The sequence below is a fragment of the Pseudomonas sp. TE3-3-F2023 genome (assembly GCF_036784815.1).
Taxonomy (GTDB): domain Bacteria; phylum Pseudomonadota; class Gammaproteobacteria; order Pseudomonadales; family Pseudomonadaceae; genus Aquipseudomonas; species Aquipseudomonas pudica.
This window is the reverse complement of record NZ_CP145113.1, coordinates 4,051,221-4,065,322: the sequence shown is the minus strand read 5'-3', so window position 1 is coordinate 4,065,322 and position 14,102 is coordinate 4,051,221. Positions and strand designations below refer to the sequence as shown.

At 63.7% G+C, this 14,102-nt stretch carries 14 protein-coding genes; 3 read left to right on the top strand and 11 right to left on the bottom strand.

What is annotated here, in order from left to right; all coding sequences use genetic code 11:
• Positions 1-110: 110 nt before the first annotated feature.
• On the top strand, positions 111-725 hold the full coding sequence (locus V3314_RS18405) for a LysE family translocator (protein ID WP_085599129.1): 615 nt from the start codon (positions 111-113) through the stop codon (positions 723-725).
• 80 nt (positions 726-805) lie between these two features.
• Here the strand turns inward: V3314_RS18405 and V3314_RS18400 are convergent, their stop codons facing one another.
• The 10 genes from V3314_RS18400 to V3314_RS18355 form a co-directional block, all read right to left on the bottom strand.
• On the bottom strand, positions 806-2,587 hold the full coding sequence (locus V3314_RS18400; protein ID WP_046615256.1) for an ATP-binding protein: 1,782 nt from the start codon (positions 2,585-2,587) through the stop codon (positions 806-808).
• 182 nt (positions 2,588-2,769) lie between these two features.
• Positions 2,770-3,333, bottom strand: a complete 564-nt coding sequence (locus V3314_RS18395) for an NUDIX hydrolase (protein WP_024087306.1) — start codon at positions 3,331-3,333, stop codon at positions 2,770-2,772.
• 21 nt (positions 3,334-3,354) lie between these two features.
• Entirely contained in the window at positions 3,355-4,101 is a 747-nt protein-coding gene (locus tag V3314_RS18390; protein WP_013973031.1) for a GntR family transcriptional regulator, read from the bottom strand.
• A gap of 90 nt (positions 4,102-4,191) precedes the next feature.
• On the bottom strand, positions 4,192-4,581 hold the full coding sequence (locus V3314_RS18385) for a carboxymuconolactone decarboxylase family protein (RefSeq protein ID WP_046617259.1): 390 nt from the start codon (positions 4,579-4,581) through the stop codon (positions 4,192-4,194).
• Between the two features lie 208 nt (positions 4,582-4,789).
• The gene (locus V3314_RS18380; protein ID WP_003258675.1) at positions 4,790-5,275 is read right to left on the bottom strand and encodes a flavin reductase family protein; all 486 of its coding nucleotides are present in this window, start codon (positions 5,273-5,275) and stop codon (positions 4,790-4,792) included.
• A 13-nt stretch (positions 5,276-5,288) separates the two neighbouring features.
• On the bottom strand, positions 5,289-6,770 hold the full coding sequence (locus V3314_RS18375; protein WP_046617260.1) for an aldehyde dehydrogenase: 1,482 nt from the start codon (positions 6,768-6,770) through the stop codon (positions 5,289-5,291).
• Positions 6,767-7,600: an alpha/beta fold hydrolase gene (locus V3314_RS18370; RefSeq protein WP_046617261.1), complete on the bottom strand. Its 834-nt coding sequence runs from the start codon at positions 7,598-7,600 to the stop codon at positions 6,767-6,769. The genes V3314_RS18375 and V3314_RS18370 overlap by 4 nt, the downstream gene beginning before the upstream one ends.
• Before the next feature lie 68 nt (positions 7,601-7,668).
• Positions 7,669-8,265 (bottom strand): amino acid synthesis family protein, encoded by a 597-nt coding sequence (locus tag V3314_RS18365; protein ID WP_003258678.1) that lies wholly within the window; start codon positions 8,263-8,265, stop codon positions 7,669-7,671.
• 322 nt (positions 8,266-8,587) lie between these two features.
• Positions 8,588-9,628 carry an LLM class flavin-dependent oxidoreductase gene (locus V3314_RS18360; protein WP_046615473.1) on the bottom strand — a complete coding sequence of 347 codons (1,041 nt, stop codon included), beginning with the start codon at positions 9,626-9,628 and terminating at the stop codon, positions 8,588-8,590.
• A 75-nt stretch (positions 9,629-9,703) separates the two neighbouring features.
• Entirely contained in the window at positions 9,704-10,189 is a 486-nt protein-coding gene (locus tag V3314_RS18355) for a flavin reductase family protein (protein ID WP_003259250.1), read from the bottom strand.
• Positions 10,190-10,506: 317 nt separating this feature from the next.
• Between V3314_RS18355 and V3314_RS18350 the strand changes: the two genes are divergently transcribed.
• The gene (locus V3314_RS18350) at positions 10,507-11,913 is read left to right on the top strand and encodes a cytosine permease (RefSeq protein WP_046615472.1); all 1,407 of its coding nucleotides are present in this window, start codon (positions 10,507-10,509) and stop codon (positions 11,911-11,913) included.
• A 153-nt stretch (positions 11,914-12,066) separates the two neighbouring features.
• On the opposite strand, the gene V3314_RS18345 is transcribed toward V3314_RS18350, so the two are convergent.
• Positions 12,067-13,269, bottom strand: coding sequence for an FAD-dependent oxidoreductase (locus V3314_RS18345; RefSeq protein WP_338459451.1), 1,203 nt, complete (start codon positions 13,267-13,269; stop codon positions 12,067-12,069).
• Between the two features lie 258 nt (positions 13,270-13,527).
• On the opposite strand from V3314_RS18345, the gene V3314_RS18340 reads away from it, so the two are divergent.
• Entirely contained in the window at positions 13,528-14,067 is a 540-nt protein-coding gene (locus tag V3314_RS18340) for an Rrf2 family transcriptional regulator (RefSeq protein WP_003259245.1), read from the top strand.
• The last annotated feature ends 35 nt before the right edge of the window (positions 14,068-14,102 follow it).

Genomic DNA, 14,102 nt, shown 5'->3' with positions numbered 1-14,102 from the left:
AGAAGAATCTTCCAGCAATTGAGGGCTGTTGGGGAATATACGAAAGAAAATCCCTCGGCGGAATCCGTAATCTTTCGACATCCCAAAGCAGTGGAAAAAGGAAGATTCAAGTGGCTCTCAGTGTTCTGACGGCGTTCTGGGCCGTGTCGATGCTGTTCGTGATTACCCCGGGCGCGGACTGGGCCTACGCCATTTCGGCCGGCATGCGCGGGCGCTGGGTGATGCCTGCGGTGGCGGGAATGCTGTCGGGGCATTTCCTCGCGACCCTGGTGGTGGCGGCCGGGGTCGGTAGCCTGCTGGCCGGCCACCCGCTGGCGCTCACCTTGCTGACGCTGGCGGGGTGCAGCTACCTGCTGTGGCTGGGTGGCAACCTGCTGCTGAGCCCCGCATTGCCGGCGGCCGGGCAGGATGGTGCGGGGGAGTCGGGTTCCCGCTGGGCGTTGAAAGGGTTTTGCGTCAGTGGCCTGAACCCGAAAGTGTTCCTGCTGTTCCTGGCCCTGTTGCCGCAGTTCACAGACCCGCAGTCGAGCTGGCCGGTGCCGTTGCAGATCTTGCTGCTGGGCCTGGTCCACCTGTGCAGCTCGCTGGTGATCTACTCGCTGGTCGGTTATGGCGCCAAAGCCGTGCTGAGCACCCGGCCGGGGGCGGCGAAGCTGGTTGGCCGGGTGTCGGGGGTGGCGATGATCACGGTGGCCCTGGGTTTGATAGCCGGTCAAATAGGTTGAATTCACTGGCCTCATCGCCGGCAAGCCAGCTCCCACAAGTACCCCGCATGGCTCAGGCCTGGCAGTGAACCCGTTGACCGTCACGCCTCAGGCGGTGGCTCCTGGGGCAGGTACAGGGTAAACGTGGTGCCCTGGCCCAGGACGCTGTTCACCTGCACATCGCCCCCGGACTGCCTGGCAAAACCGAACACCTGCGACAGCCCGAGCCCGGTGCCTTCGCCCGGCGCCTTGGTGGTGAAGAACGGGTCGAAGATGCGCTCCAGCAGTTCGGTGGCAATGCCGACACCGCTGTCGCTCACCGAGATCGCGGCGAACGGGCCCGGCTGTGGCGCCTGGCCGCGCAGGGCGGGCAGGCGCTGGTCGGCCTGCAGGCGCAGCTGCAAGGTGCCTTCGCCGGCCATGGCATCGCGGCCGTTGAGCATCAGGTTGATCACTGCGGTTTCCAGCTGGTTGAGGTCGGCGCGGATATGGCAAGGTGCCTGCGGCAACTCCAGCTCGACCTGGATCCGCGCACCAGTGGCCGTGTCGAGCATGTCGGCCATGGCCTCCAGCCTTGGTCCGGCCTCGAACACTTGCGGGCTCAAGGCCTGGCGACGGGCGAAGGCCAGCAACTGGCCGGTCAGCCTGGTACCGCGGTCGACGGTGTCGGACATGGTCTTGAGGTAGCGCTCGCGGCGCTGTGCGTCGAGGTTGGGGCGCTGCAGAAAATGCAGCGACGAGCGAATGATGGTCAGCAGGTTGTTGAAATCATGGGCCACGCCGCCTGTGAGTTGGCCGATGGCTTCGAGCTTTTGGGCCTGGCGCAGCACGGCTTCTGTGTGCAGCAGCTGGCTGGTGCGTTCTTCCACGCGCTGTTCGAGGGTGGCATTCAGCGCCTCCAGTGCCGCCATGGCTTCGCGGACTTCGGCGTGGGCCTGTACCCGCTGGATGTGCGCCCAGGAGCGCTCTGTGACTTCGCTGATCAGCGCCTGTTCGTAGTGGGTCCACTCCCGTGGCGCCTTGTCGTGAATGGCCATCAGCGCAGTCAGCCGGCCGCCTTTGATCAGGGGCATGCAAATGGTCGCAGTAATGCCGATGGCCTGGAAGGTGGCAGCTTCCTGCGGGGGCAACTCGCTCAGGTTGTCCTGGATGACCAACGGCAGGCCACTGCGCAGGCGTCCGAGCGCCAGCGTGCCGAAATCCTGCAACCGATAGCGGCCCAACAGATGCGGCGAGCCGGGCGCCACGGAGTCACCGCAGATGGTGAAACCGTCTTCGTCTGGTTCCATCACCGCATAGGCGCAACTCGACAGTTGCAGGTGCTCGACCAGCATGCGCGTGGTAGTGGCAAGGATCTGGTCCGGGTCGGTAGAGTCGGCCACGGCGCGGCCCAGGTTGTCGAGAAAGTTCAGGCGCTGGTTGGCAAGCACGCTGGTGGTGGTTTCGGTAACGGTATCCAGCATGCCCAGCACCTTGCCGTCGTGGTCGCGGATGGGGCTGTAGCAGAAGGTGAAATAGGCCTTTTCGGGGCCACCGTTGCGGTCGATGACGAGCGGGAAGTCTTCTATGTACACCGCCTCGCCAGCCAGAGCACGGTTGGCCAAGTGGCCGATTTCGGCCCAGGCCTCCTGCCACACGGCGCGGAAGGGGATACCCAGGGCTGAGGGCTTTTGCCCGAGGATCTGCGAGAAAGCGTCGTTGTGCAGGGTGAGCAGGTCAGGGCCCCAGAGCACGGCTTGCGGGAAGCGTGAGGCCAGGCACAGAGTCAGGCTGGTTTTCAGCGGGTCGGGCCAATGCTCCAGCGGGCCCAGCGGGGTGGCAGCCCAATCGTGGTTGCGGATGCGCTCGGCCATCAGCCCGCCGCCGTCTAGCCATTTTGCCATGTGCTCTGCTGGTCCTTTTGCGTAAGGCCTTAAGGGTGCATCCAGAATAGACGTTTGGCGAGAATTTTTGGTGGCTGTACCGGCCCTATCGCCGGCAAGCCAGCTCCCACAGGACTGCACATGACTTGAAGTCGATGCGGTCCAGGTGGGAGCTGGCTTGCCGGCGATAGGGCCGGCCCAGGCTAGCGAATGAAGTGCACCTTGCCAGTGTCGTCATTGCCCATGTAGATGCCATAAACCCCGGCCTGCCGCTCGAGGATATAACGCTCGAGAATCTGCCGGATTGCCGGGTAGTAGATTTCGTCCCACGGGATCTCGTCCGGCTCGAAAAACCTGTACGCCAGCGTTTCCGTCCCGTACTGCCCGGTTTCCTCGGTGGCGATGGCGCGGAAGATGATGTAGACCTCGCTGATCTTCGGCACGCTGAAGATCGAGTACGGCGAGACGATCTCGGCGCGTACGCCGCTTTCTTCCCAGACCTCGCGCAGGGCTGCCTGCTCGGTGGTTTCGCCGGCCTCCATGAACCCGGCCGGCAAGGTCCAGGTGCCGGGGCGCGGGGGGATGGCGCGCTGGCACAGCAGGTACTTGCCATCACGCTCGATGATGCAGCCGGCGATGATCTTCGGGTTGATGTAGTGGATGTAGCCGCAGCCTGTGCAGTGCAGGCGTTCGTGGGTGTCGCCTGTGGGAACGCCCCGGGCCAGTTCCGTGGTGCAGTGCGGGCAGTAGCGCGGGGCGTTGGGCATGATCGCTGGCCTGTGGGTGGCTTAAATGCGTGGGTCCTTCAAGGCCAGGGGCTCGACCATCTCGCGCACCTTGACGTTGTCATCCTGCTTCTGGCGCAGGTAGTCCAGGGCCACCTTGGCGGCGGCGCGGACGTGGTCGACCGAGGCCTGATGGGCTACCAGCGGGTCGCCGCTCTTGATCGCCTCGACGATCTTTTCCATTTCGCGGTTGCTGGCGCCGCGGCGGTTCTCCTGCGACACCGAGGTGGCACGCAGGTAGCTGATGCGCGCCTGCAACTGGCGTAGCTGCTGGGCCGCCACCTGGTTGCCGGAGCCTTCCAGCAGCACATCGTAGAAACCTTGTACCGAGTCCAGCACCTGTTGCAGTTCGCCTTCTTCGAGGGCTTCGCGGTTGACCTCCAGCGCCCGTTCCAGGGCGCGGATGTCCTTGGCCTTGGCGTTGAGGGTGAACAGCTGCACGATCAGGCCTTCGAGCACGCAGCGCAGCTCGTAGATGTCGCGGGCGTCTTCCAGGGTGATGATGGCCACGCGCGGGCCCTTGGCGTCGGCGAATTCCACCAGGCCTTCGGATTCCAGGTGGCGCAGGGCTTCACGCACCGAGGTGCGGCTGACGCCGAGGCGGTCGCAGAGGTCGCGCTCGACCAGGCGGTCGCCTGGCAGCAGGTGGAAGTTCATGATCGCGGCGCGCAGCTTGTCGAGCACGATTTCGCGCAGGGTAACGGGGTTGCGGTTGACCTTGAAGCTGTCGTCGAGTGGCTGGCGTTTCATCAAGTGCGCTCTTAAAGAGGCTGCCCGGCCGCAACCGCAACAGCACCACGAACCTTGGGTGCTCCTTGCGTGGGTTCGAACAGCCCGGTGTTAACGGGTTGACTCCGCATCGGCTTCAGCGAACGCTTCGCGGGCCAGGCGGAAACTGTCCACCGCCGCGGGCACGCCGCAATAAATGCCGACCTGGAGCAGGATCTCGCGAATCTGTTCACGGCTCAGGCCATTACGCAAGGCGCCGCGAATGTGCAGCTTGAGCTCGTGGGGCCGGTTGAGCGCGGAAATCATGGCCAAGTTTATCATGCTGCGCTCTTTGAGCGACAAGCCTTCGCGGCCCCAGACGTGGCCCCAGCAGTATTCGGTGACCAGCTCCTGCAATGGCCTGGTGAAGTCGTCGGCGTTCTGGATCGAGCGGTTGACGTAGTCCTCGCCCAGCACTTGGGTGCGGATCTGCAGGCCTTTTTCGTACTTTTCATTACTCATGTGCAGTACTCCGGAATAAAACAGGGGACGCAACCGAGGGTGAGACGATAACGCGGCCCCTAAAAAAGGGTGAAACAGGGGCCGCTGTGCGGCCCATCGCCGGCAAGCCAGCTCCCACAGATACAGCGCAGGGCCACAGGCCTGTGGAATCCCTGTGGGAGCTGGCTTGCCGGCGATGGGCTGCACGGCAGCCCCGGCGATCTCAAGGTCAGCCCAGGGGCGGCAGGGCGCCCAGCTTGCCCTTGTGGTAGACCATTGGCGTCACCGGCTCGGCCGGCAGCACCAGGTTCTTCACCGCGCCGACGATGATCGCGTGGTCACCGCCGTCGTACTCGCGCCACAGTTCGCACTCGATGATCGCCGTGGCCTTGGCCAGCAGCGGGTTGCCCAGCTCGCTCAGGTGCCAGTCGATGCCTTTGGCCTTGTCCTTGCCCTTGCCGGCGAAGGCATAGGCCTCGGCGGTCTGGTCGGCAGACAGCAGGTGAATCGCGAACTGCTTGCTGTCACGCAGGATGGGGTAGGTGTCGGAGGCGTAGTTGGGGCAGAACAGCACCAGCGCCGGGTCGATCGACAGCGCGCTGAACGCGCTGGCAGTGATGCCGACGATGCCGCCGTCGGCGTCGAGGGTGGTGACCACCGTGACGCCGGATGGGAAGGAGCCCATCACGTCTTTGTAGATGCCTGGTTCGATCATCTTGTGCTACCTCTTAGCGCATCACAAACGGGTCGGGCATCGGCGCGGTGGACAGGTTGATCCACACCGTCTTCAGCTCGGTATAGGCCAGCACCGAATCGATGCCGCTCTCACGGCCGTAGCCGCTGTTCTTGAAGCCGCCGATCGGCGCCATGGCCGACACGGCACGGTAGGTGTTGACCCAGATGATCCCCGAACGCACGTCGCGGGCCAGGCGGTGGGCACGGCCCAGGTCGCGGGTCCAGATGCCGGCGGCCAGGCCGAACTGCGAGTCGTTGGCGATGGCCAGGGCCTCTTCCTCGGTCTTGAAGCGGATTACCGCAGCAACCGGGCCGAACACCTCTTCCTGCATGATGGTCATCGAGTTGCTGTCACACTCGAACAGGGTCGGCTCGTAGAACCAGCCGTCACCCTCGACCTCGGCACGTTTGCCGCCCATGTGCAGCTTGGCGCCTTCGGCCTTGGCAGCGGCAACCAGGCCTTCGACCACGGCCAGCTGCTGCGCGGTGGCCATGGGGCCCATTTCGCTGGCGTCGTCCTGCGGGTTGCCGATGCGGATGCGCTTGGCGCGGGCGATCAGGCGTTCGACGAATTCGTCGAAGATCTCGTCCTGCACCAGCAGGCGCGAGCCTGCCACGCAGCTTTGCCCGGAGGCGGCATAAATGCCGGCCACGGCGCCGTTGATGGCGCTGTCCAGGTCGGCGTCGGCGAAGATGATGTTCGGCGACTTGCCGCCCAGCTCCAGCGACAGCTTGGCGAAGTTCTCGGCGCTGCTGCGCACCACGTGGCGGGCGGTGGCGGCGCCGCCGGTAAAGGCAATCTTGCGCACCAGCGGGTGGCGGGTCAGCGCCGCGCCGGTGCTGGGGCCGTAGCCGGTGACCACGTTGACCACGCCTGGCGGGAAGCCGGCTTCGAGGACCAGGCGGGCCAGCTCGAGGATGGTCGCCGAGGCGTGCTCGGACGGCTTGAGCACGATGGTATTGCCGGCGGCCAGGGCCGGGGCCAGCTTGATCGCAGTGAGGTACAGCGGGCTGTTCCACGGGATGATCCCGGCCACCACGCCGATCGGCTCGTGCACGGTGTAGGCGAACAGGTCGGGCTTGTCCAGCGGCAGGGTGCCGCCTTCAAGCTTGTCGGCAAGGCCTGCGGTGTAGTGGAAGAACTCTGGCAGGTAGCCGACCTGGCCGCGGGTTTCGCGGATCAGCTTGCCGTTGTCACGGCTTTCCAGTTGGGCCAGGTGTTCCTTGTTTTCGGCAATCAGGTCACCCAGGCGACGCAGCAGCTTGCCGCGCGCGGTGGCGGTGATGCTGCGCCACTCCTTGCTGTCGAAGGCACGCTGGGCGGCCTGCACGGCCAGCTCCACATCGGCCTCGTCGGCGTCGGGCAGTTGCGCCCAGGCCTGGGCGGTGGCCGGGTTGAGGCTGTCGAAGGTCTTGCCGCTCTGGGCATCGCGCCATTGGCCGTCGATGCACATCTGGAAACGAACGAGGGTCATGCAACAATCCCCTTGGCGGATTCGGTGAGGGTGCGGGCTTGCGCGAGGAAGTCCAGCAGCATCTTGTTGACTTCACGCGGTGCTTCCACCGGCATCATATGCCGTTGCTCGGCGAGGACCACGCTATGCGCGCCAGGAATGCTGGCGGCGAGCTGGCGGGTCATGGCCGGGGTGGATCCCGAGTCGAGTTCGCCGGTGGCGATCAGCGTCGGCACCTGGATACTGGCCAGGTCGGCGGCGCGGTACATGTCCTGGGTGGCGAACAGCGAATAAGTGGTGTGGTAGCCCTGCGGGTCGTTGCTCGCCAGCACCTGGCGAATGGCAGCGACCTGCGCCGGGTTGGCAGCCTTGTATTCTCGGCTGAACCAGCGGTCGAGCGCGGCGTCGACGTTGGCGTCGGGGCCAAGCTGTGCAGCCTGGGCGGCGCGGGCGATGACGCCGGCACTCTGCTCGGGGGTGCGGTTGAACACGCTGTTGAGCACGACCAGTGCAGCCAGGCGCTGCGGGTAGTTGAGGGCAAATGCCCGGGCGACCAGGCCGCCCATGGAGAAGCCGATCACGGTGGCTTGTTGAATCTGCAGGTGGTCGAGCAGTTCGGCGAGTTGGTCGGCGTAGCCTTCCAGGCCGATGTCGGCGGCCGGCAGCGCGCTCTGGCCGTGGCCGAGCATGTCGTAGGTGATGACGCGGTAGTCGTTGGCCAGGCCCACGATCTGACCACCCCACATTTCCTTGTTCAGGCCCACGCCGTGGATCAGTACCACGGGTTGACCCTGGCCGACGGACAGGTAGCTGGTGCCGGCGGGTGTGCGTTCAGCGACAGGCTGAATCATGGAGGGCGCTCCTTGAAGGTCGGGCGCGGCGGGTAAGCACGCCACGCCCCGGCCCGTCTTGGTTGTTGTTATTGAGCGTTGGCTTTTTCGGCGGCCAGTTCTTCCAGGTCGATATAGCGGTTACCGATGCGCGGGTGCAGGCGGCCGCCGTCGGAGGCGCCCAGGACCACGACGATTTCATCGGCACGCGGGGCATCTTCGATCTGCATTTCCAGGGTGATGTAGTGCGAACGCAGGCCTTCGTCGTCCTTCTGCATCATCGGGATCTGGATCGAGGTGCCCGGGCCGCCGCGCTTGTTGGTGAAGCTCAGGTAGCTCTTGGCCTGTACCGCTTCGCGGTAGTGGTTGCCAAAGCGCAGGGTGTGGATCACCGCCGAGGCGTGTTCGATTTCGCCGTCGGCGCCGACGACTGCGGCCTTGCCGTAGGCTTCGATCTTGTCGGCGCCGCCGATGGCAGCCGTCAGGCGCTCGACCATCAGGGCACCCAGGTCCGAGCAGTTGGCACGGATTTCCGGCTTCAGATCCTCAACAAAACCGCGACCAGCCCATGGGTTCTTGATCACGACGGCCAGGCCGACCATGGTCACCGGCTTGTCGGTGGCCTTGCCGCCTTCGATGCGGGTCTCTTCGGAGTAGGTGACGATCTTGCGGATTTCGAAACTCATGGGTGGCTCCTGGTGAGGGTTATCAGCTCTTGTTGTCTGATGGTATACCATAATATTTGTTGTGCAAGAGGTGGCTGGAAATTTCTCTTGCGAGGGGACGAAAGGTGGCCTGATGCCTTGATTCCTGCGGTTTCTGTACTGGCCTCTTCGCGGGCTTGCCCGCTCCCACAGGGATCGCACGGCATTCATGGCCTGTGCTGTCCCTGTGGGAGCGGGCAAGCCCGCGAAGAGGCCGGTGCAGGCTTCAAAAAAAAGCCCGCTCACGCGGGCCACGGGGCCCACGGGAGCGGGCGCGTCCCGCAATGTTTCAGGCAATGGGAATTCAGGCGAACGCCGGCACCACTTCCTTGATGAACAGCTCCAGCGATTTCTTCTTCTCGGCGTGGGGCAGGCTGTTGTCGCACCAGAAGCTGAACTCGTCGACGCCGAGTTCCTGGTAGTACTTGATACGCGCGATGATCTCTTCTGGCGTGCCGATCATGGTGTTCTTGCGGATGTTCTCCAGCTCGAACGCCGGCACTTCGGCGAACTTCGACTCCGGGCTCGGCTCCAGGAAACCGTTGACCGGGGTGGTCTTGTTGCCGAACCATGCATCGAAGGTGCGGTAGAAGCGCGAGATGGCCTGGGCGCCGACTTTCCAGCCTTCCGGCTCGGCCGGGCTGTGCACGTGGGTGTGGCGCAGCACCATCAGTTGCGGGCGTGGCACGCCAGGGTTGTTGTCCAGTGCGGCCTGGAATTTGTTCTTCAGGTCCAGCACTTCCTCGTCACCCTTCATCAGCGGGGTGACCATGACGTTGCAGCCATTGGCCACGGCGAAGTTGTGCGAGTCCGGGTCGCGGGCAGCGATCCACATCGGTGGGGTGGCGTTGAACGGCTTCGGTACGCTGGTGGACGTGGGGAACTTGTACACTTCGCCGTCATGGGCGTAGTCGCCTTCCCACAGCTTGCGCACAACCGGCACCATTTCGCGCAGTGCCTTGCCGCCGTCGGTAGCCGGCATGCCACCTGCCATGCGGTCGAACTCGAACTGGTAGGCGCCACGCGCCAGGCCCACTTCCATGCGGCCCTTGCTGATCACGTCGAGCAGGGCGCATTCGCCCGCCACGCGGATCGGGTTCCAGAACGGCGCGATGATGGTGCCGGCGCCCAGGCGGATCTTGTCGGTGCGCGCAGCCAGGTACGCCAGCAACGGCATCGGGCTTGGCGAAATGGTGTACTCCATGGCGTGGTGTTCGCCGATCCACACGGTGCTGAAACCGCCGTTCTCGGCCATCAGGGTCAGTTCGGTCAGGTCTTCGAACAGCTGGCGGTGGCTGACCTGTTCATCCCAACGTTCCATGTGCACGAACAACGAAAATTTCATGGGGCTTTCCTCAACGCTTGAAAGGGGCTGGCGCCTGGCAGGGTTGGCACCAGCGGTCTCGATTCAGTACAGGTTTCAGGCAAAGGCCGGCAGGCTGGCCATCTTGCCGCGGCAGTACACCATCGGCCGTGGCGCCTCTTCAGGGACGATCAGGTTGTGTACCTTGCCGACCATGATGGCGTGGTCGCCACCTTCGTATTCGCGCCACAATTCGCATTCGATGACCGCGGTGGCACCGGCCAGGATCGGGTTGCCCAGTTCGCTCAGGGACCACTCGATGCCACTGGCCTTGTCCTTGCCCTTCTTGGCGAACGCATAGGCTTCTGCCTGCTGTTCACCGGACAACAGATGAATGGCAAAGCGCTTCTGCCTGATCAGCACAGGGTAGGAGTCGGAGGTGTAGTTGGGGCAGAACAGCACCAGCGGCGGGTCCATCGACAGGGAGGAGAAGGCGCTGGCGGTCAGGCCGACGACCGAGCCATCGTCGTCCAGGGTGGTGATGACGGTAACGCCGGACGGGAAGGAGCCCAGGACATGCTTGTAGACGGTTGCGTCGATCATCTGGTGTACCTCTGTAGGGCTGCGGTGGTCCGCGGTTTTTATCGTTGATGTGTCTGATGGTATACCGTAATACCTATTTTGCAAGCGGAATTTTCAAGCGAGGGTATTGCGCGATGAACGGCTCAAGCCCTTGTATGCCGTGGGTTTGAGCGGTAAGGCGGTTTGCCGCAGAGGTTGTGCGAGCGGATCAGTGGGTGTTTTTTCCTACGGATCAGTGTTGTCAAAAGTTTGGAATACCATAATATGGTCTTCAGCTGAGAGGCCGCCTAGATGCGGTTTCCTTACAAAGATAAAAACGACCTTTCGAGCTGAATCCTATGTCCCAACCGTCGTCGCAACACCAGTTTGTCGAGAATCACACGGTCGATTACGTTCCACCTGCCGAGCGCCACGGGAAGGCGCGCGACCTGTTCACCCTCTGGTTCAGTACCAACATCGCGCCACTGCCCATCGTCACCGGCGCCATGGTGGTCCAGGTGTTCCACCTGAACCTGTTATGGGGGCTGGTCGCCATCGTGCTGGGCCATCTTTTAGGGGGCGTGGTCATTGCCCTTGCTTCTGCGCAGGGACCGCAGCTGGGCATTCCACAGATGGTGCAGAGCCGTGGCCAGTTCGGCCGCTACGGCGCCTTGCTGATCGTGTTCTTCACCGCGCTGATCTATGTCGGTTTCTTCATTTCCAACATCGTCCTGGCGGGCAAGACCATCCACGGCATCACCCCGAGCGTGCCGATGCCGGGTGCGATCGTGATCGGTGCGCTGAGTGCCACCGCCATTGGCGTGATCGGCTATCGTTTCATCCACATCCTCAACCGTATCGGTACCTGGGTGATGGGTTCGGCGCTGCTGGCCGGCTTCATCATGATGTTCGCCCAGGAACTGCCGGCCGACTTCTTCAGCCGTGGCGCGTTCAACCTGTCGGGCTTCATCGCCACCGTGTCGCTGGGCACCATCTGGCAGATAAGCTTCTCGCCGTACACCTCCGACTACTCGCGCTACCTGCCGCGCGAAGTGGGCATTGCCAAGCCGTTCTGGGCCACCTACTTCGGCGCTACCCTGGGGACCATCCTGTGCTTCAGCTTTGGTGCGGTGGCAGTGCTGTGCGTGCCGGAAGGTACCGATGCGATGGACGCGGTCAAGCAGGCCACCGGCTGGTTGGGCCCGATCCTGATGGTGCTGTTCCTGCTCAACATCATCAGCCACAACGCCCTCAACCTGTATGGCGCCGTGCTGTCGATCGTGACTGCAATCCAGACCTTCATCGCCGATTGGACGCCGAGCATCAAGGTACGGGTGGTGCTGGCTACGGTGATTCTGGTGGGCTGCGGCATGGTCGCGCTGAATGCCTCGGCGGACTTCATCGGCCAGTTCATCGGCTTGATCCTGGCGCTGCTGCTGGTGCTGGTGCCGTGGGCATCGATCAACCTGATCGACTTCTACCTGATCAAGAAGGGCCAGTACGACATCGCTTCGATCTTCAGCGCCGACGGGGGCATCTATGGCCGCTTCAACCACCACGCGATCATTGCCTATGCCTGCGGCATCCTGGTGCAGTTGCCGTTTGCCAATACGTCGCTGTATGTGGGGCCGTATTCCAATATCGTCGAAGGGGCTGACCTGTCGTGGCTGTTCGGCTTGCTGGTGACGGTGCCGCTGTACTACTGCCTGGCGACTCGGGGCACGGCTGCCGGGAAGGCGGGGCGGGTTGTGAGTGCCAGTGACTGATAGATTGGCGTTGCTGTAAAAGGGGCTGCGTTGCAGCCCATTCGCAGCACAAGGCTGCTCCTGCAAAGCAATCGCGTTGCCTGTAGGAGCAGCCTTGTGCTGCGAATGGGCCGCAACGCGGCCCCGGCTATTTCAGCTCACGCCTTGCTGCGGTCAGACGATCGCGATCAGTGGGTCGGCAGCGGCCAGTGCCAGGGCTCGGTCAGCCGCCGGCGGGTAGATCCACACCGAGTTGATCTGGCGTTTGAGGTCCTTGCCTTCCTGGCCGTGCAGCTTCAGTTCGCGCTCCCAACCCTCGCTGAACGTCGCGCCCCATTCGCCCAGGTCCAGGCAGGTGACGTACTTGGGCTGGCGGTACACCACCGGCTGCAGGCCGAGCAGGTCGGCTGCGGCGTTGTTGCCGGAGTGGCGCCCCATGGGGATGGCGTGCTGGCAGGTCATCAGGGCGTGGTTGCCCAGCTCGTCCACCGCGGCCCAGGCGGTGTCACCCGTGGCGTACACATGCTCCTGGCCCAGCACCTTCAGGTGACTGTCCACTTTCAGACGGCCGAAGTTGTCGCGTTCGCCGGCAACCTGTGCAGTCAGCGGGCTGGCCTTCACGCCAACAGTCCAGATCACGGTGTTGCTGGCGATATGGTCGCCGTTGTCCAGGGTAACGCCACCGGCATCGACAGCCACCACCGAAGCCCCGGCCTTCCACTCGACCCCGGCCTGCTCGCAGGCGGCGATGATCGACGGCGTGATACCCGCGCCCAGCGCCGCACCAATTTGCGCACCACGGTCGACCACCACCACCCGCAGCGCCGCACTGGCGCCGAGGATGGCACGCAGGCGGGCAGGCATTTCCGTGGCGGTTTCAATACCTGTGAAGCCACCACCGCAGACCACCACAGTATTGCGTGCAGGCGAAGCGGGCAGGGCGGCCAGGCCGACCAGGTGCTGTTCCAGGCGCATGGCCGATTCCATCTGGTCGACATCGAATGCATGTTCGGACAAGCCAGGCACTGCCGGTCGCGCGACCTGGCTGCCCGCGGCAAGGATCAGACGGTCGTAGGCGATCTGTTGCTGGTGCCCCTGGGTGTCGGTGTAGCTGACGCTGCGCCCTTCGGTATCGATGCTGTCGGCGTTGCCTGGGATGAAGTAAATGCCCACGGCTTCGAACAGCTCGCCCAGCGGGGCCTTCATGCCGTGCACATCGGCCTCGTAGAAGCGCGGGCGAATGCGCAGTTCAGGCTGCGGAGCGAGGACACTGATGCTGATGTCGGCACGTTGGGCCTGGTCGAGCAGGCGCGCGGCGCTCAGGGCGCTCCATACACCGGCAAAGCCGGCACCGATGATGAGGATGTTCGATTTCATGAGGGTGCTCCGCAAGGTTCGAAGAGGGCTTCGAGGGCGAGTTGTGTGCCACTCGAATAACTACGACTGTATTTGTCGTAGTTATTGCGTGCAAGTTTTTTTTGCACGCAGGCGACATTGCGCACCACCGTTTCCTGGCCGAAATAGCCGTATTTACTGGGACGAATGAAAAAAGCAGGCCGACCGGCGGCAGCTGCGAGCTTTGCGGCGCAGGTACTACAGGCGTATCATTTGCGACAAGATTGGTCGGAGATAGATATGTCGCTCTACAGTGCTGGCGTCGAATACGGTATCCATTGCCTGCTGTTCCTGGTGGACGAGCGGGGCGACTCGCGTGAGTCCAGCGTGCGCGACCTGGCGGAGCTGCAGGGTGTACCTCAGGAGTACCTGGCCAAGGTATTCACCAAGCTGGCCCGTGCCGGTCTGGTGGCCGCCACCGAAGGCGTGCGTGGTGGCTTCAGGCTGGCGCGGCCGTCGGATGAAATCACCGTGCTGGATATCGTCAATGCCATCGACGGGCCGAAGAAGATCTTCGACTGCCGCGAAGTTCGCGAGCGTTGCAGCCTGTTCGAGGGTTCGCCCCCAGGTTGGGCAACCGAGGGCACCTGCGCGATCCACGCGGTGATGCTGGGTGCGCAGAAGCGCATGGAAGAGGCCTTGGCGCAGCAGACCATTCTTGACCTGGCGCGGCGGTTCGGGCGCAAGGCGCCGGCCGAATTCGGGCAGAAGGTCAATGCCTGGATGGGTGAGCGGCGGGAGGGCAAAGGGGCAGGGGATATTCCAGTCAGTCAGGTCTGAATCTGTTGCCTGCACCGGCCTCTTCGCGGGTAAAC